This window comes from Paraburkholderia sp. MM5482-R2, assembly GCF_050436125.1.
Lineage (GTDB): Bacteria > Pseudomonadota > Gammaproteobacteria > Burkholderiales > Burkholderiaceae > Paraburkholderia > Paraburkholderia tuberum.
On sequence record NZ_JBNDLP010000003.1, the window covers coordinates 938,632 to 956,078 of the forward strand.

Annotated in this window: 14 protein-coding genes and 1 pseudogene; 12 read left to right on the plus strand and 3 right to left on the minus strand. The window is 60.1% G+C overall.

Features of this window, described 5'->3' with window-relative positions; genetic code table 11:
• Positions 1–589: 589 nt before the first annotated feature.
• From OKW37_RS26440 to OKW37_RS26455, 4 genes are all read left to right on the plus strand, one after another.
• Positions 590–766, plus strand: coding sequence for a hypothetical protein (locus OKW37_RS26440; RefSeq protein WP_167368717.1), 177 nt, complete (start codon positions 590–592; stop codon positions 764–766).
• Positions 767–1,316: 550 nt separating this feature from the next.
• Complete coding sequence (locus tag OKW37_RS26445; protein WP_429402681.1) at positions 1,317–2,210, plus strand: MBL fold metallo-hydrolase; 894 nt, start codon at positions 1,317–1,319, stop codon at positions 2,208–2,210.
• A 152-nt stretch (positions 2,211–2,362) separates the two neighbouring features.
• A complete protein-coding gene (locus OKW37_RS26450; RefSeq protein WP_429402682.1) occupies positions 2,363–3,205 on the plus strand; it encodes an alpha/beta hydrolase in 843 nt (280 codons plus the stop codon).
• A gap of 155 nt (positions 3,206–3,360) precedes the next feature.
• Positions 3,361–4,266, plus strand: coding sequence for a LysR family transcriptional regulator (locus OKW37_RS26455; protein ID WP_429402683.1), 906 nt, complete (start codon positions 3,361–3,363; stop codon positions 4,264–4,266).
• On the opposite strand, the gene OKW37_RS26460 is transcribed toward OKW37_RS26455, so the two are convergent.
• A complete protein-coding gene (locus OKW37_RS26460; protein ID WP_429402684.1) occupies positions 4,263–5,234 on the minus strand; it encodes a LysR substrate-binding domain-containing protein in 972 nt (323 codons plus the stop codon). The genes OKW37_RS26455 and OKW37_RS26460 overlap by 4 nt on opposite strands.
• Between OKW37_RS26460 and OKW37_RS26465 the strand changes: the two genes are divergently transcribed.
• Both OKW37_RS26465 and OKW37_RS26470 read left to right on the plus strand, forming a co-directional pair.
• The gene (locus OKW37_RS26465; RefSeq protein ID WP_429404423.1) at positions 5,140–6,330 is read left to right on the plus strand and encodes an SMP-30/gluconolactonase/LRE family protein; all 1,191 of its coding nucleotides are present in this window, start codon (positions 5,140–5,142) and stop codon (positions 6,328–6,330) included. The two genes, OKW37_RS26460 and OKW37_RS26465, sit on opposite strands and share 95 nt — an antisense overlap.
• A 24-nt stretch (positions 6,331–6,354) precedes the next feature.
• Positions 6,355–7,026: a glutathione S-transferase family protein gene (locus tag OKW37_RS26470; RefSeq protein ID WP_429402685.1), complete on the plus strand. Its 672-nt coding sequence runs from the start codon at positions 6,355–6,357 to the stop codon at positions 7,024–7,026.
• Between the two features lie 545 nt (positions 7,027–7,571).
• Here OKW37_RS26470 and OKW37_RS26475 read toward each other — a convergent pair.
• Positions 7,572–9,116: a hypothetical protein gene (locus tag OKW37_RS26475; RefSeq protein WP_429402686.1), complete on the minus strand. Its 1,545-nt coding sequence runs from the start codon at positions 9,114–9,116 to the stop codon at positions 7,572–7,574.
• Between the two features lie 277 nt (positions 9,117–9,393).
• Here OKW37_RS26475 and OKW37_RS26480 point away from each other — a divergent pair, with 277 nt between their 5' ends.
• From OKW37_RS26480 to OKW37_RS26505, 6 genes are all read left to right on the plus strand, one after another.
• Positions 9,394–10,569, plus strand: coding sequence for an RES family NAD+ phosphorylase (locus OKW37_RS26480; protein ID WP_429402687.1), 1,176 nt, complete (start codon positions 9,394–9,396; stop codon positions 10,567–10,569).
• A gap of 505 nt (positions 10,570–11,074) precedes the next feature.
• On the plus strand, positions 11,075–12,046 hold the full coding sequence (locus OKW37_RS26485) for an AraC family transcriptional regulator (RefSeq protein ID WP_184061716.1): 972 nt from the start codon (positions 11,075–11,077) through the stop codon (positions 12,044–12,046).
• A 582-nt stretch (positions 12,047–12,628) separates the two neighbouring features.
• Positions 12,629–13,417, plus strand: a complete 789-nt coding sequence (locus tag OKW37_RS26490) for an alpha/beta fold hydrolase (protein ID WP_429402688.1) — start codon at positions 12,629–12,631, stop codon at positions 13,415–13,417.
• A gap of 222 nt (positions 13,418–13,639) precedes the next feature.
• Complete coding sequence (locus tag OKW37_RS26495; protein ID WP_429402689.1) at positions 13,640–14,221, plus strand: carboxymuconolactone decarboxylase family protein; 582 nt, start codon at positions 13,640–13,642, stop codon at positions 14,219–14,221.
• Between the two features lie 177 nt (positions 14,222–14,398).
• Positions 14,399–14,854 carry a RidA family protein gene (locus OKW37_RS26500; protein WP_429402690.1) on the plus strand — a complete coding sequence of 152 codons (456 nt, stop codon included), beginning with the start codon at positions 14,399–14,401 and terminating at the stop codon, positions 14,852–14,854.
• A gap of 295 nt (positions 14,855–15,149) precedes the next feature.
• Positions 15,150–15,686 (plus strand): hypothetical protein, encoded by a 537-nt coding sequence (locus OKW37_RS26505; protein WP_429402691.1) that lies wholly within the window; start codon positions 15,150–15,152, stop codon positions 15,684–15,686.
• A gap of 802 nt (positions 15,687–16,488) precedes the next feature.
• On the opposite strand, the pseudogene OKW37_RS26510 reads toward OKW37_RS26505, so the two are convergent.
• Positions 16,489–17,427 (minus strand): annotated as a pseudogene (locus tag OKW37_RS26510) (IS1595 family transposase); the annotation flags it as partial.
• Positions 17,428–17,447: the final 20 nt, after the last annotated feature.

The following is a 17,447-nucleotide window of genomic DNA, read 5'->3' on the forward strand; positions in this document are numbered from 1 at the left end:
CGCAGTGCAATTCGGTGCCTGCGGCCGCGATGATGCGTTCCTATTGTAGGCTCATGAGCGACCGCTTCGGGTAACAGTTCTCGCAGGGTCAGTGACCGCTCATGGCCGGCCGACAAGAGGCGGACACGAATGCGCAGCCGGCAACCTGCGTCCACCGCTTAGCGTGCTTTATTGTCGGAAGGAATTATGAAGCCGCCCCTTCATGCGCGGCCGGGGTGCCGGAGCCGGTTCGGCATCAGCCAACTGTTCCAGCAGGCTCGCGATGTCGTGATCGATGGCCGAAAGGATGCGTTGCTTGGGGTGCCCGTCGAGATTCGGTTTTTGTCGCCCCGACGGCATGCCGTGTCCCGCCCCACCCGGGAAGGGACGCACGAGTCCCGATTGGATTGAAGGTTAGAATCCCGCGCGTGTGCGCCGCGCGCTCGAATAATTACCTGTGGGCACACACCGGAACGAGCGCATGGCAATCGTCAAGGGCACGCCCGGGTTCGCCGAGCGCCGGGTCGCGGACTTCGACTACAGCATGTTCAGGAAGGCGACATAACCGCCGTGCCGTTTCGGACTAGAATCCTCTGAGGAGGAGTCAGTGATGTCAGCTCTCAAGCGCATCGATCCGGGCCATTCCGCCTATCAGGCCGCGCTGAACAGGACGACCCGCTACCCTGCGGAGCACGTCACATTGACGGCTAGCTCAAGGAAGAGGCTGCGCCCCTGTGTGCCTCATCGAAAGGTCGGGCGCGGCAAGGTCGGCATCGGCGGCAAGTAGGCATCCGCAACCCTTGTATGGCGTCGGGCTTTAGAAGGTGGCTTGACGTGAATTGGCTGTCCGGCGCGAGCACGGATGAGACGTGGTTCGTGACCGACAATCTTGCGATATAGGTAGCCTGCCCCGCATTCGGTGATACTGGTCACAGCTGGGCAGGTACCTGCCAGCAGAGGCGGGACAGGTCGTCCAGAAGCGGCGTTTCGAATGTCGCTGATCGACCCGAAGCCGTCTTTCGGTCGCTCTAATTTGAATGACCGCTACGCGTCGACAACGCGCCACCTAACACCTACAAAAAAACAGCGGCGGCGGGTCCGCGTCATTCATGACAACCCGGGCCGCCATACCCGGAAAGCCGGAAAAGCCGTCGCTGCAGTCCATCAGCCAGCGCCGTTGCACCCTAAGCGGCCATCCAGTCTAGGCGTCACAACGTTCGTTTTTCCGCAACCATGCTTTCGCCCAGCCCGGCTTCTTCTAGACAGCGGGAAGCACGACTATACGTCCACGCCTCGACACATCGTCGCGGCCTCTTCCAAAAGGACGAGCAATCAAAGTGGACACCATTCATCGATATCGGATCGGCAGTGCGACCGTGACACGGGTCGCCGAGCTCGTTCTTCCTGAGATTCCTTCGGCCTACCTGTTTCCCGACCGGGATCGCACGATCCTTGCCAACGATCCGCCGCCATGGATCGGCCGCGAGAACGTCTCGCAAGACGGTGAAACGCTCGCGTTGAGCGTGCATAGCTGGATCGTGCAGACGGAGGGCAGAACCGTCCTGATCGACACGGGTGCCGGCAACGGCAAGCATCGACCACTGAACCCCGTGTTCAATCAACTCGATACGCCGTACCTCCAGCGCCTTGCCGCAGCCGGCGTTCAGCCGGCCGACGTCGACTTCGTGCTGATCACGCATCTGCACGTCGATCACGTCGGCTGGAACACGGTGCGCAAAGGTGACGCGTGGCGCCCGACATTCGCCAATGCGACCTACGTGTTCTCGGGTGCCGAGTACCGTTTCTATGCCGACGAAGTGCACGTGCAGACACCGAGCGTCGGCGTATTCGAGGACAGCGTGCAGCCGATTATCGATGCGGGCCAGGCCCTGTTGATCGACGCACAAAGCCAGCCCACGCTCGAAGGCCTGGAGGGGTTCACGTTTTATCAAACCAAAGGCCACAGCTTCGACCATCTGTCGTTCGGCTTCACTTCTGAAGGGCAGCATGCGCTGTTTTCAGGCGACGTCATGCATCACCCGATTCAGATAGCCAAGCCCGAGTGGAACTCGACTTTCTGCGAGTTTCCCGACGATGCCGAGCGCTCGCGGCTCTGGGCGTTGAACCACGCCGCAGACCGGCACTCGCTGTTCTTCAGCAGTCATTTCCCTGGGACGTCCGTGGGCGTCGTCGAAAGGCAGGCCGACGGTTTCGCCTGGCTGCCCCGCTAAACCTCTCCACCAAGAGAGCAAACATCATGGCAACGCAAGCACCGATTGAATCCCGCGACTTCATGATCCCGAGCGATACGCCCGAGATCGAGCTTCACATCCGCAACAAGCGGCCGGCAGGCCGCACCGACTTTGGCGAAGCACGCACCGTGATGTTGATGCACGGCGCCACCTACGGATCCGGCAGCCTTTACGACACGCCGATCGGCGGTTATTCGTTTATGGACTACCTCGCTCGCGCTGGCTTCGATGTTTACGCCGTGGATGTGCGCGGCTATGGTGAGTCGACACGACCACCGCAAATGAGTGTCGCCGCTGCGCAGAGCGAGCCGCTGGGGCGGACCGAATCCGGCGTGCGCGACTTCACGAGCGCCGTGAACTTCGTGCTGCGCACTTCAGGAATCGCGCGTATCAATGTGATCGGAATGTCCTGGGGCGGCAGCGTGACTGGTGCCTTCACGGCCCGCAACGGTCACAAGGTTCGCAGGCTCGGGCTCGTTGCACCACAGTGGGTCAGCGACAAGCCAATCCCACTTGACGCAGGTGGCCCGCTGGGTGGTTACCGGGTGGTGCGCGCGGTTGATGCGCGCGAGCGCTGGGTCAATGCCGCCCCCGAGTGGAAGCGCAACACACTGATACCGGACGGCGGCTTCGAAGCATGGCTCGACAATACGGTTCGCACCGAGCCCGACGAGGCGTTGCGCAAGAACCAGTCGATCCGTGTCGCGAACGGGCCGACTCAGGACATTCGCGAGTACTGGGGAGCAGGTAAGGCGTTTTATGACCCGGGCCAGATCGAAGTGCCGGTCCTGCTGATTCATGGAGAATGGGATGTCGACGTGCCGCTCGCGCTTGCGCAGGATTACTTCACGCAACTGAGCGGGTCGCCGGACAAGCGTTGGCTCGAACTGGGCGAAGCAACCCACATGCTCATGCTCGAAAAGAACAGGGGGCACGCATATCAGGCATTGGTCAGCTTCCTGAGCGAGGCTTGATGGCGGCGCAAGCCTACCGGCGACCGACTCTACGACACGCTTTCAGCGCCGGCGCCGTGCGAGAATGCCGCAGCACATCGCATGCATCCTCGCACGACGCAAATATCTGTATCGACCCGCGACCCGCATGCATCCCAATCTGACAGGACTGATGCATGGATAAGCTGGCCGCGATGCAGACCTTCGTTCGTGTCGTCGACTCGGGCACTTTTACGCGTGTTGCAGACCTCATGAATGTGCCCAAATCGTCCGTCACCCGCCTCATACAGGAACTCGAAAAAGAACTGGGGGTGAGGCTACTGCACCGTACAAGTCGTCAACTCACGCTGACGCAGGAAGGCCAGATCTATTATGAGGGCTCGATTCGCGTGCTTGACGAGGTTGGCTCGCTGGATGGCAGCGTCCTGAGCGCAATCCGTTCGCCGAAGGGGAAAATCAGGGTGGAACTGCCCGGCTCGTTGGCGTACCAATTGGTCGTCCCGGCCATGCCGGACTTCTTTGCGCGCTATCCCGATGTCCAGGTCGAGCTGAGCGTCGGTAACCGGTCGGTTGATCTCATCGCCGAAAACCTTGACTGTGTTCTGCGTCTCGGGCCATTACTCAGCGACTCGCTGATCGCGCGCTCGGCCGGTACGCTGCCGCTCGTGACGTGCGCGTCGCCTGCCTACATTCAGCGCCACGGGCTACCCCGCGAGCCCGCGGACCTCATGCAAGGCCATACGATCGTCCGCATGAATTCGCCGCGCTCGGGGCGAGACTTCGTCTTCCAGCTCCATCGGGACGAACAGCTCTTCGAAATCCACGGCAATCATCGGTTAAGCGTCAACGACTCGTGCGCCGCGCTAGCGGCTGGACTTGCAGGGCTCGGCGTACTCACCACCTATGCGTTCCTCGTCACCCCGCACCTTCGCTCTGGTGCACTCGTGCGCCTCTTTCCCGATTGGCGCGGCGATGACATCGCTGTGCATGTTGCCTATCCGGCCAATCGGCATCTCGCCTCCAAGGTGCGCGTATTCGTCGAATGGGCGATCGAACTTCTCAGGGCAAGCGAACCCGCCTAACTCTTCGCGTCGTTCCGCTTCGCGCGGCGTCGGCCTGACGAACCCGTGGTCGGCTGCATCCGATCCCAATACGGCGGATCGCCGATGTGCTCACGCACGTGCTCAACGAACAGACGCGCGCGGGTCACGTGGGAGCGTCCGGGCAGGCGCACCGCATGAATCGCCGATGCCCCCTTTCCCGGGCTGCCGTCATTCTCGGGAAAGAGCGACACGAGTCTGCCATCACGCAGACAATCGCCTACCAGCCAGCTCGCCAAATGAACGATGCCCAAGCCCGCAACCGCCGCGTCGACCAAGGTCTCGGTATCATCGCATTGAAATCGCCCGTTGACCTGCAACGGTGCGCCCCGGTTGAGCCCCGGGAAGGTCCACCAGCCCGGCGGAGTCGGCTTCGACGAGACCGTCAGGCATTCATGTTCCAACAACTGCTCTCGCGTTTCCGGCTGGCCCGCCCGCGCCAGATACGAAGGTGCGGCGCATACCAGTCGTCGCACCGGCGCAAGACGCGTCGCAATCAGATCGCCACTCAGATCGCGTCCGATCCGAATCGCCAGATCGATGCGTTCGACCGAAAGATCCGTCAACCGATCGCTCAGATGCAGGTCGACCTGCATCCGCGGAAATTTCTCGAGAAAGGTATGCACCGCCGGTGCGATATGGCGCCTGCCAAACGATGCCGGCGCGGTGATCGTCAACAGGCCGCGCGGCTCCTGATCCCGACTCGATAGCTCATCGCGCGCCTCCGTCAGTTCCCCTAGTACGTTGCGCGCAGTACCGAGAAAGTGCTGCCCGGCATCGGTCAAGACCAGCTTGCGGTTGCCACGCAGGAACAGCGCGCAGCCTAGTTCCTCTTCCAGCCCGTCGATCCGGCGCGTGATCGACGACACCGCGACATCGAGCGCGCGCGCGGCCAGCGAGAAATTGCCGGCTTCGACGACCGCAACAAATACCTCCAGATCCTTGAGCATTGCCGCCTCGCATTTTGCGTTTATTGCAAACGTAGTTTGCATTGGCGCTAATTGTTTAGCGAATACAGCAAAAGCACAATCCCTCCCGTCACATCACCGGCCTGGTGCCGAAAACAGGAGAACCTCTATGACAACGCCAAAACATCGCAAGCGTCCAGCACAACTTATCAGTGGCATGACGCTCGCGGCTGCCTTGCTCGCACCGAATCTCTCCAGCGCGGCAGACATCACGTTCACGGCCCCGCAGGCCTTTCCGGAGAGCATCACCTGGTCGGCCCGTCAACATGTTTTCATGGTGGGCTCGGTGCGGCACGGTACCGTGGGCAAGATCACGCCCGATGGTCACTACTCGGAATTCATCCATGACGACCGTCTGATCTCGACGCTGGGTCTGTTCGTCGATGATCGCCGCAACACGCTTTGGGTCACCAACTCGGACCCGGGTGTCGGCGAGCACACCAATGCGGCCACGAAGGGCAAACTTGCGGCCATCGCGACTTACGACGCGACTACCGGTGAGCCACGCGCCTACTACGATCTGTCGTCGATCAATCCGGGTGCGCATCTGGCCAACGATCTGGCGGTCGACGCCGATGGCAACGTCTATGTGACCGACAGCTTTGCACCGATCGTCTACCGCATCGACACGCGTGGGCAGATGTCGGCATGGGCCCGGGATCCGCGTTTTCACACCGGCGAGGGCTTCAACCTGAACGGGATCGCAATGCACCCGGACCGCTATCTGATCATCGGCAACTACAACTCTGGCGCGCTATTCAAGATCGATATTCATGAACCGTCGAGGATCGAGCAGATCACGTTGCCCGAAGCACTGAAAGGCGCGGACGGATTCGATCTGGTGGATTCGCAGCACCTGGTCGTGGTGCAGAACGAGGGCATCGATCGCACGGTCGAACTCGTCTCCACCGACGGCTGGCGAACCGCCACCATTGAGCGTGTACAGAAGAGCGAGCGCTCGATGCCGACTGCGGCCGTGACGGAAAACGGCAAGACGTACGTGCTCAATTCGCGAATCGACACGCTGTTGAAGCCGGGCTCGCCGCAGATCGATCAATTCGTTTTGCAGCAATTCTGAATAATTCGATCCAAAGGAAACACTATGCCGACACTTTATTTTCATCCCACGCCGAACGGCAGCAAGGTCGCCCTGATGCTCGAGGAGCTGCAGCTGCCGTTCGATATCGAGGTCGTCGATATTTTCCGCGGCGAGCAGCATCAGCCGGAATTTCTTGAGATCAATCCGAACGGCAAGGTGCCGGCCCTGGTCGATGACGGCATCACGGTGTTCGATTCGCACGCGATTCTGCTGCATCTGGCAGAAAAGCACGGTGCATTCATGCCGACGGATCCGGCCGGGCGTGCGGCCGCACTGTCCTGGCTGCAGCTCGTCGCGACGGGGCTGTCGCCGTTCAGCGGCCAGGCCGTGCACTTTCTGCACTACGCGCCGGAACCGCTGCCTTATGCCCGCAATCGCTACTTCAAGGAGGTCGAGCGGCACTACCGCGTGTTCGATCAGCGTCTGGCGAAAGTGCCTTACCTGGCCGGCAGCACATACTCGATTGCCGATATCGCGCTGTGGGGCTGGGCCTGTTCGGCAGGCTACATCTTTGGCGAGCGTGGATTGACCGACTATCCGCACGTGCAGCGCCTGGTCGATGAGATCTCTGCACGTCCGGCGGCGGCGCGGGTCATCGCACTGAAGCAACGCATGACCCTCAGCACCGAGATGAACGAGGGTGCCCGTCGCGCCTTGTTCCCGCAAAACCAGTAACGACCGACTGGACCGTCGCGCAGCGTCGGGTCTGGATTGCTGCGCGACGCGGTTGGCGTGAGCGCCGAGAACGGTGGGCTTTGATGCTTCGAAGGTAGATTGGATGCAGAAGAAATCGAGACGTCGAAGGTCGGTTGGCCGACACTGAGCGGCCGTTCGAGCGTCCGTGTGCGTTCGCAAGCGAGTGTCGGAAACTGGCCGCCTGCTGCCTTCTCGCGCTCAAGGCAGGACCGCGTCGCCACCGAGGATCTGCATCAAGGTCTTGGCGTTGCGCTGCCCTTGGTCCTCCCAATTGTTGTTCTCTACACCGACAAGCGTTACCGGCGACAACGCAGGACCGTGGACGACCCTGAGGCGACATCCAGGGCGCTGAATTGCTCGCCGCATAGCCGACATTTGCGAGGTGGAAGCTCAGCGTCGGTCGATGAGTCGATGAAGCGAAGAATGCGCTTGTTGTTTTAGCTGAACTGACATCGCGCGCACTACTTGCCCGCCAACTTGGCGCTCGCCGCGGCTAACCAGCCACACCCCTCTCGAAGCCCTGCCTAGCGTGGCTTTTTCCGTTCTCGCCGCGCTTCTTTATCCGCTTGGCGCCGCGCGGCCCTGTTCATTGGCATGCCTCCCTCGCCAAGGTAGCTTGGTGGGGATTCGACGAACCGGAACGGGCCAGCAAATTCGGGCTCGGTGTGCCGAAACAGCTTCATTTCGGTCTTCGGTCGCAGAATGTCGAGTTCGTCCGCTTGCTTACGCCATCCCTTGAGTTCCTCGTCCGACATCTCAGACAGGTCGACGTGCATGAAATCTTGGGACGCCGTTCCCTCTGAGAACGGCTCACTGGCCACCCCGATGGCCTCCTCCAGCGTTGGCATTCCGTGTTTGACGGCGTGGCAGTAGACCATGAGGGTGTGCATCCGCCGGTGCCGGTAAGTCGTGTCGTAGTCCTCGCCTTCTGTCCTCGGGATGGTGAGGAAAACAAAGGCTTGGTCGGGTGGACGGCCGGTCATCTTGATGCGGGCGAACATGCGGCCCGGGTCGCTGCGGTGCATCGCAACCTGAAGGTCCGTAGACAGGCTGCGCCGGGCGAGACGCGGTTGGGCGGCGAGGGCTCGAACGATGCGCTCGTGATTAACGCCGTCCATGATCGGCTGCCAGGGCACGGTGATGGCTTTGCCCGAGCGGATGAACCCGCTCTGGTGTTCGATGAGCGCATCCCACATGTAGCTGATTTCGTTCGCCTTTTGCTTGGCCTTCCATTGGGGACTTGCTCGATACACTCCCCAGTCGCCCTCGGGAAGAGCGACGAAGTTGACGCCATTCGGTGTCTTGGGGAACACATGCTCCTCGTCGCGCATCGTGGACATATATCGAGCGAGTAGCTCCTCCTCGCCCGGTACGGAGACGATGACACCCGGCTGCTGCATGAACTCTTCTTTCTTCTCCAGGTATCCAACCAAGTCGGGCACCGTGTCGAGCTCCTCGAGCAGCAGGTCAACCGTCATCTCGTCAAGGACGTGGACAAAGCGGCGGCTCTCCAAGGGGAAGCCGATGTGGAAGGGCGTTTGTGCGTGAGCGGCCTTGCCCACCAGCTCGTTGAGCAGCATGACGCTCCCTGAACTTCCGCCACCGAAGAACTGTCGCGCGGGGAAGTGCGACCCTCGTGTCACAGCGATGAGGTAGTAGCGCGCTACGCTGGCGTCGGGGAGCTCGATGGGCAGCGGTGACTGACAGGCCTTGTCCAAGAAGATTCGCTTCGGGAATGCCTTGATGAATTTCTCGGCTCCCGCGAGTTGCTTGGCCGACTTGTCGATTGCGCTTCGGTACCACCGGGGCCAGGCGACCGCCACATCCACGTTGCTCCGGTAGGCGCAATCTTTGTCTGAGAACAGCAGCACGTCGTTTCCGAAAACAACCAACAGGTCGCAGAGCTCCTTGCCATCCCCTTTGCCATTGACCCGTCCCTCGTCCGTGAAGACGTCCGGATAGCTCCATAGGGTCGGGAACGCTTTGCGCGCGAGGCTGGCGAGCGCCCGCTCTGACGGCGTCGTTCCGTCTGCCGAAGCTGCCTTTTCCCAAGCTGTCTCTTCTGTCATCGCGTCCTCGCTGGTCCCACCCTTCGCCGCACGCTTACGTTGCCCGCGCGTCGCTTGCCCCTCAAGCGGTCATTGGCGAGTGACTGGTTGTGGCCGGTCCCTGTCTGATGCGCCGAACGCGTGTCGCGTAAGACGCCGCGTCAAAAACTCGCTGAGACCACGCCAAGACTGCATCGCGCGACTGTCGGTGCCCAAATCTTTGGGAGCACCGCGGTGCCTCCACGGCCTTTTCTGTACGTCCGGTAATGTAAGCTTCCCTGACCTTCGCGAGGCCAATATGCACCTGACCAGTTTCCTCTGGAATTATGCGATTAACGATGACGAGTGGGTCGGGTTGCTGTTTTTCGGGCCCCTAGCCGATCATGGGCCGTTTCAAGCCGCCAGAATCCGTCGAAGCACTCTCAAGCAGGTCATCAATCACGTCGCAAATAAGCGAGAACTCGGCTGGGTGCTTGCAGACGAAGCAAACCGAATTATTGGAGGTAACGACGTCGATGACCTCGTCATCGAGGATGTCGATCATATTATGTCGCGCGCGCCCAGCCCCAAATTTAGTCTATCCCGCGCAAGCCTCGATTCTGCAATTGCTCGGCTCGACGCGATGGATTTAGCGACAGTGGACTTCCAGCATGTGCTCAAAGAAGTTAAGGGGATGCTGAGAGGCGCGGGAACAATCACAATGGCCCCGCCTGGAAGCATAGGGTACTTTAGGGCGCGCCGTAATCCGCCGCGCCGGCCGAGATACGTTGCGGACCTATTCGCACCACCAGCGAAATTCATCACCAAATTTCAGCGCTGCAACGCCCCCGGCGTGTCGATGCTTTACTGTTGTGACAATGTGCAGGCTGCGCTTGGAGAGGTGCGCGCAGAAGTGGGCGAGACTGTGTATCTTTCGGTATGGGAAGTTCGCCGGCCATTTCACACTTTCTCCATGCCACCGGGACGGGCGCCGACGCAAGACGTGGAGACATTCGAGATACTCGCGTCGTACATCGACCGCAAATTCACAGAGCCTATCGGTGAAGCGCAATCGTCCCGTTACAAAATTACTGCAGCATTCGCAACTCTTTACGCGCATGGGCGGATCGACCCCGACAATCCTCACCTCACACACCCTCTGGCAGGTGTCTATTATCGATCAGTAGCTGATCCGCGCGCTGAAAACCTAGCCATAGAGGCAAAACAGGCGGCTCGTTGCATGAGGTTTCACGCTGGGTTCGAACTAAAAATCACGGGCGAGTCAGCAGCCGGCGCCTTCACCTTCGAGCTTTCTGCCGCCGCTAAACGACCCATCGACTACGGTGCTGACCCTCTTCAACACGTGATTTGGTGGAGCCAGGACGATGAACTGGAACGTGGGAAGCAGATTCTTTCGTGGTACCTAGCGCGACCGGTAGTTACCTACTATGGTGAGGAACGATTTATGTTTCCGGATCTGTTTGACGAGGATTGACGTCATAGGTAGGACGCAGGTAGTCGTCGACCTAGGTAACTGATGCGCCCGCCATCTATGTCGCGAAGTCGTGGCCCGCGCCGGCCTTGTCGCACCGGAGCGCGCAAGAACCTGTGGGAAGAGCAAATGCCTGTCTGATGAGACGTGAGAATGAGATTGTCGTCGATTCTGACGTCTGAGTCGAACGTCGCAAAATGGCCGAGAGCACCAGTTCAATGAAGGTCCTGTAGAGCGACCGTTGAAAATCGTCGACGGCCGCTTTCGGGCGGCTTCTGTGGATGAGTACTGTCGGCCAGCAGCGGCCATTTGTGAGAAAAGCTCGAATGGCTGAAGACAAGCTGAGATCGGACAACCCGCCCCGCGTGGCGTTCGTTCCGCCGAAGATATGTCCGCATACCAGAAGCGGCACGGTACGATGGTGGCCCTGAGGCAACCGTCAGTCTCTTGACCTCGCATACATCGTTGATGGGCGCAGCCCTGTGAATATGCCCCAGAGGAGTAGCCCATGCCGTCCGAGCACGCCGATGTCTTGTCACAGGTACTCAGGCTGATTCGCCTTCGCGGAGATCATGTTTTCCACGGCGAGCTGGGCAGTTCCACCGAAGTGATTTTTCCGCCAGGGCCGGCAACGTTTTTGCATCTGCGTGCCGGCGAACTGTCGGTGTCTCAACGCAATGGCCCCTCCGTGACGCTGCGGTCAGGCGACTTCGTTCTTTTGCCACATGCGGACGGACATACGATTCGAAGCAAACCGGGCCGGAAAGCACATCAACGCTTCGAGGCGGCGGTGGACTTTACCCCCAGCAGAGATGCTCAGACGTTCAAATGGGCGGCTGATGACGGCATGGCAGGATCCTTTCTCGCAGGATCATTCTATTTTGACGGGGCGCCGTTACGCTCTTTGCTCACCGGGCTTCCCGGTCTGATTCATCTGACATGCGACAAAGTCAGCGAGCCCCCTTGGCTGGCCTCTATCTCGCATTTCCTTGACGTGGAATCGCGTAGCGCCGGCCCAGGGTCATCGCTGATGATCTCGCGGCTTATTGATCTACTCGTTATCCGCACCTTGCGGATGTGGGTCAGCCAGCAAGGCGATCGGCTCGGCTGGCTGTCCGGACTTAGCGACGAACGCGTAGGCCGTGCGTTGAACGCAATGCATCTGGAACCTGACCGTGCATGGACGGTCTCGGCCCTCGCCGAGACGGCGATGATGTCGCGATCGACGTTCTCGGATCGCTTCACGGCGGTGGTGGGACTTCCACCGTTGCGTTACCTGACACGCTGGAGATTGACAATCGCAGCAGACTTGCTAAGCGGAGGGACCCTGAAGGTGACCGAAGTGGCCCACGGTGCCGGCTATGGTTCGGAGGCTGCCTTCAGTCGCGCCTTCAAGGAGGAGTTTGGCTATCCACCGCGTGACGCGCATCGAATCGCACAGACCGGGGCCTTTGTCGCGCGAAGTGCGGAACTCCTTTGAGAGTCCTCTTTACACCGTTGGCTTGATTCGTCAGTTGAAACTGTCATTGCGGCGGTTTCCTTTCAATGGCATCGCGTCGGTCCCCAGGCGGCGCCGATCTGCTCGCTTGTCCGAGTGCGTCGATCGTACGATGGATCATGCAAATCAGACGCCGAGATATGGTCAGTCTCGAATACATTCTTTAGAGTGGATAGCCAAGGTCCTCCGGTATCTGAATAGGAGGAAAGGCTCTCACGCACTATGGTTCGGATCTCTCATGCTCAGGCAGCCCAGACGGTTTGCGATAACACTTCTCGTTGCAGCACCCACGCTTCCGTCATGCGTCTGGATCGGAAGCTGGAGCGGAGCCGCTAGCTTCACCGTCGTATAGGCGGCATGAAGGCCGGGCATGCCGCGATGCATAAGTAACGTCGGCTGATCTCGGGCAATTCGTCGATCTGGTGCCGTTCAGTTCCGCCCCAACATAATAGAGTTCTGGATTCCTAAACGGAATCGAGAGATCGAGGCATGCCCACGGATCTTTCAAATGCAGGTTTCAATTCACGACATCGGCACCGATGTCTCTTCAAGGAAGCAATGTAGATGAAACTCATCCTCGCTGTTCTCGCCATGTCAGCATTCGCCTTTGGTACCGGTGCGATGGCTGCGGAAAAGCCCCCTATCGTTCTGGTCCACGGGGCTTTCGAAGACGCCCAGGTCTGGGGTTATGTCACATCCAGGCTTCAAACCGACGGCTTTAAGGTGGTGGCTGTTGATCTGCCAGGGCGTCCGGGCGCGCCAGCCACACCGGACAAAGTCAGCCTTGACCTCTATCGCGACACCGTGGTCGCCGCGCTGAACAAATCCCATCGCCCGGCCGTCGTGGTCGGTCACAGCTTCGGCGGCATCGTCATCGCCGACGCCGCGGAGACGGCACCGAAGAAGATCAAGACTTTGGTCTTTGTTGCTGCCTACCTGCCGCAAGACGGCGACTCGCTCGTTTCAATGGCCAGTAAGGATGCCGACGCCAAGATCGGCCCGCACCTGCATATCGATAAGGAAAAGGGCATTGCCTCCATCGAATATCCGGCACGTGCCGATCTGTTTGCCAATGGAGGTCCTGACAAACTACGCGAGGCAATCGCGGATCTGATCCTGGATGAACCCGTCGGCCCGCTGGCTACGCCTGTACACGTGACTTCCCCCAACTTTGGTCAGGTCGACAAGGTCTATATCCACACAGCCATGGACCAGGTCATCAGCCCCTCGTTCCAGGCCGAGATGGTTGCCGCCACCCCCGTGAGAGCCGAGTACTCCCTGCCGACCGGTCATACGCCGTTCCTCACCGATCCCGACGGTCTGGCAAAGGCGATCGAGGCCGCTGCGAAATAGGCGGCTTACGGTCGGTCCGGGGAAGCGAAGGCGGGAGGCTTCGTCATCCCGCGCTTTGCCTTCGAGTGTGTTGCTCTGGGCAGAGGGCTGCGGTATCCGGGCTTCCGCGCACCGTCCTGCAGGCCGCTCTTCGATGGTCTGTGCCGGGATGCTCTTTCCAATAGAAGCATACGCGTCCGTTGTCTTCGACAATTTCTCGTGTTTTCAAAAGGCAGAACCGATATGTCCCGTCTTCAGATACCCGCCACGATCGCAGATGCACCAGCTGCTTCTCAGCCCTTCCTGGAGGCCGTCAACAAGAAACTGGGTGTTGTACCGAATCTGTTTCGTCTGATAGCCAATAGCCCCGCGGCGCTAGAGGGGTACCTCGGTCTGGCCGGAGCCTTGGCAAAAGGTGCACTTCCAGCACAAACCGGCGAACGTATAGCTCTCGCCGTCGCCGAAATCAACGGCTGCGACTATTGCATGTCGGCGCACAGCTATTTAGGAAAGAACGTGGCGAAGCTTGACGATGCGGAAATGTCCGCCAATCGAAATGGCGGCTCGAATGAACCAAAGGCTGCCCCTGCCGTGCAGTTCGCCGCGAAGGTCGCGCACGAACGTGGCCGCGTATCCGACGAAGATCTGCGCGTCCTCAAGGAGGCCGGCTACACTGATGCGCAGATCGTCGAGATTGTCGTGCACATCGCACTGAGCGTCTTGACGAACTACGCCAACGTCGTTGCAAACACGGAGATTGACTTTACCGTAGTGCGTACATATCAGGGCCTGAACAACGGGACTCGCACGCTTCTTGATACGTGATGCGTTGACCGAACTGATCGATTGCGTCAATGCATCGTACGCAGGACAAGCATCCGCGAGCGTATCGAGCCTCAACCGACGAACGTCGTTCGGTGTATCGGACGGTTGAGCTCACTGCATCGCGCTAATTTCATCAGGCCAAGTCCATTTCCTTTTCACGTTACGTTGAGCCCGAACATGAACGTATCCGAACGCCTCGCGCAAGCGGGCCTAAAATTGCCATCGCCCATCAACCCACTTGGGTCCTATCGAACGGTTTCCGTTTCGGGGAATCAACTGTATGTATCGGGGCTCGGCCCTTTCGAGGATGGCAAGCCAATCGTCGGAATGGTCGCCCGCGATATTTCTCTGGAAAAGGCTCAAGACGCGGCGCGCCTAACGATGCTCATGATCTTGGCCTGTGTCGAACAGGCCTGCGGACTCGACAACGTCCGGCGATGCAGCCGGCTAACAGTTTACGTGCGTACAGCACAGTCGTTCACCCAGCATCCGCAAGTGGCCAATGGCGCCAGTGATCTGTTGCTGACGCTGTTTGGGCAAGACAATCTGCCGGCTCGAAGCGCGCTGGGAGTGCATTCGTTGCCGATGGGCATCCCGGTTGAGATTGACAGTATCTTTGAGTTGAAGGAGTGACGGGCATGGCTCGACGCCGCGCACATACGAGCGCAATGACGCGAAATCCGCATCCCCAGCGGGAGGAGTTAAGCGCACGCCAGAAAACGGACGTAGCGAATTTAAAGATTTCCGATCAGCCGATCGAATATGCTGGGCCTTGTGTCCCGAGGTGGTCGTCCAACTCTACGACGCGATGCTCGAACTCTACCCCGACCACGCTAATCCGGGCTCGCTCTGGGGCGCGGCGAACTCCGCCAGGAAGGCCGCGTAGGATTGCTCCGCACCACAACGAAGCTGTGGAATCCCCAAAGGAATGCTGACCATGCACAGGACGTTATTGGCCGCTGCCATCACCTTGACCGTCTCCGCCGGATCTCTCGCGGCTGCTCCTGGCGCTTACAAGGAGCCGCTGGACGCTCAGGCCTTGAACACGATCAAATCAGAGTTCGGCGAGCTCATGGAATTAGCCAACCGGCACGATTTCAAGGCTCTGCACGAGATGTTCTGGCAATCCCCCTCGGCCCTTCTCGTTGCCAAAAGCGCAATTCCCTCCGAGGGGAACTGGGCAGGCTTCTGGGGCAACGAGGCAATCGATCGGAAGCTGCACGACATCGGCACCTCCGGCCCGGTCGTCCTCCGACCGGATTACTCAAAGCTCAAGGTCGTCGGCTTGACGCCGGACGTAGCGCAATCCTACGCGCCGGTGAACATCACGGTCTCGTATGCAGGGCAGGACGGAACTCCCAAGCCGTTTCTGATGATCATCAACTGGATAAAGGTCGGGAAGGACTGGAAGGTTGCTTCTGAGATCATCCTGCCCGTACCTCCTGCACCCGTCGCAAAGGGTTAGGCCTTCGCGTGCCGGTGTGCGGAATCCAGACTGAGACCTGGCTGCTGGCAGCAGGTCTCGCTCTATTTGACGTCCGTGAGCTGCAGTATCGAGCGACGGCTCAACTCCGATACCCGCCGTTGCACCTCTGACCGCTCGACTGTCAGCAATGGGGTCGCAAGTACTCGTTCACGCCAACGATATCTGACATTCGCATTAACGACGGAGCGAACGGCGGCAATGCGCCTATGAACTGCCTCACAGCGGCCGACACTCCAACGGCCGCAATGGCCGAATTTTTGTCATTGACCGGGAGTACCGGGTGACTGCCGGACTCTGATGCCCGGCGTCTGACCTCTCGCGTCGCGAGGGGCGGCAGTGGGTCCGGCGCCCGCCTGATCAGTCCGGAGATGACGCCAATACCTGCGTCGCCCCCGCGTTCCGACGCCCGGCAAACAAAAAGGCCCGCGCGCGGCGGGCCGGAATCCATGTGGAGACACGGAGGAGACGGCTTAAGTATAAACCCTGACTCAATTCTATGCACGCCCGGGGCGCCCCGACCGCGCCACGCACCCGGCCGGCGGCGTCGCGGCCGGTTGGGGCCTTGCGGGGCGGCGCAACGAAAGCGGGGACCGGGAGCCTCGACCGCGGCGGGTCCGGCGAGGGTGGCGGGCTGGCCGCGATAAGCGGCGTATGGGGTGTCCATTTAACCGGAGTTAGCGTTTTGCCTCCACGGGCGGCTCGGCGAAGGTCGCTCCAAGCTGGGCGGATGTCCGCGTTGCCCCGGCGGCTTTGGAGGAACAGCCTTTGGGCGCTGGGTCATAACAAGGTCTTGGTAACGAACCGGTCCATGGGCGACAGCAAGCTCCATGACCCGATAGAACAGCATCCCTCGGCTACGTGAGCGGCGGCGGTTGAAACGGAACACGAACTCGTCCAGGTAACTGGGCAAGTGTGCAGAATCCACCGCTCCCTGGTGGGTGCCCAGGAGCCAACGTTTTGCAAGGGACGCTATTCGATGCACACCTGGCAGAAGTTCTTCGGGGTCCTCGCCCCGCGCCGACGCGGCCCGCTGGCTACGGCGGTCATGGATGTAACCATTCTTCTCCAGCCACCGGTAACCCTGCCAGGCATCGGTGATGACCGTCGCCCCGGGCTCGACGTTATCCAACACGAAGGAGCGAAGCGATTCCGAGGAGGCATCCGCCACGGGCGCCATTCGACAGCGCCCGAATCCCTTCGGCTCCACGATCTCGATCGCGATACACGTCAGGATCTTCTTCCCTTTGGCACGGCCTCCCGAAAGTCCGGATTCTTTGCCTCCGATGTAGGTTTCGTCCACCTCCACCTTCCCGCAAAGGCGCTCCCGATCGGGGCGAATCAGAACAGACCGCAGGCGATGAAGAATAGCCCACACCGTCTGGTAGGAGCCGATCTCCAAGGTCCGCTTCAAACTCAGCGCGGAGATCCCATCTTTAGCGGTAGCAAAATGCCAACAGACCGAAAACCAAACCGTGAGCGGAGTACGTGTCCGGTCAAAGATGGTGCCAGCCATCACCGATGTGCGGCTACCGCATCCAGTACACATGAACCGGTTGTCCCCAAGCCGCCATCCTCCGTGATGCCCACAGGACGGGCAGACGAAGCCGCAAGGCCATCGCAGCCATTCGAGGTAGTCCAGGCAGTCTGCATCAGTCGGGAACCAGGCCTGAAACTCCCCAAGGGACTTAGGGTAGTGGATGCTGGCGTGGGCGCGTTCCATTGCCCCAGTCTACGCTTAAC

Excerpts from the sequence above, each read along its gene's own strand:
- OKW37_RS26440 (WP_167368717.1), top strand. The coding sequence starts at position 590 with ATGTCAGCTCTCAAGCGCATCGATCCGGGCCATTCCGCCTATCAGGCC.
- OKW37_RS26450 (WP_429402682.1), top strand. The coding sequence starts at position 2,363 with ATGTTGATGCACGGCGCCACCTACGGATCCGGCAGCCTTTACGACACG.
- OKW37_RS26455 (WP_429402683.1), top strand. The coding sequence starts at position 3,361 with ATGGATAAGCTGGCCGCGATGCAGACCTTCGTTCGTGTCGTCGACTCG.
- OKW37_RS26460 (WP_429402684.1), bottom strand. The coding sequence starts at position 5,234 with ATGCTCAAGGATCTGGAGGTATTTGTTGCGGTCGTCGAAGCCGGCAAT.
- OKW37_RS26470 (WP_429402685.1), top strand. The coding sequence starts at position 6,355 with ATGCCGACACTTTATTTTCATCCCACGCCGAACGGCAGCAAGGTCGCC.
- OKW37_RS26475 (WP_429402686.1), bottom strand. The coding sequence starts at position 9,116 with ATGACAGAAGAGACAGCTTGGGAAAAGGCAGCTTCGGCAGACGGAACG.
- OKW37_RS26480 (WP_429402687.1), top strand. The coding sequence starts at position 9,394 with ATGCACCTGACCAGTTTCCTCTGGAATTATGCGATTAACGATGACGAG.
- OKW37_RS26485 (WP_184061716.1), top strand. The coding sequence starts at position 11,075 with ATGCCGTCCGAGCACGCCGATGTCTTGTCACAGGTACTCAGGCTGATT.
- OKW37_RS26490 (WP_429402688.1), top strand. The coding sequence starts at position 12,629 with ATGAAACTCATCCTCGCTGTTCTCGCCATGTCAGCATTCGCCTTTGGT.
- OKW37_RS26495 (WP_429402689.1), top strand. The coding sequence starts at position 13,640 with ATGTCCCGTCTTCAGATACCCGCCACGATCGCAGATGCACCAGCTGCT.
- OKW37_RS26500 (WP_429402690.1), top strand. The coding sequence starts at position 14,399 with ATGAACGTATCCGAACGCCTCGCGCAAGCGGGCCTAAAATTGCCATCG.
- OKW37_RS26505 (WP_429402691.1), top strand. The coding sequence starts at position 15,150 with ATGCTGACCATGCACAGGACGTTATTGGCCGCTGCCATCACCTTGACC.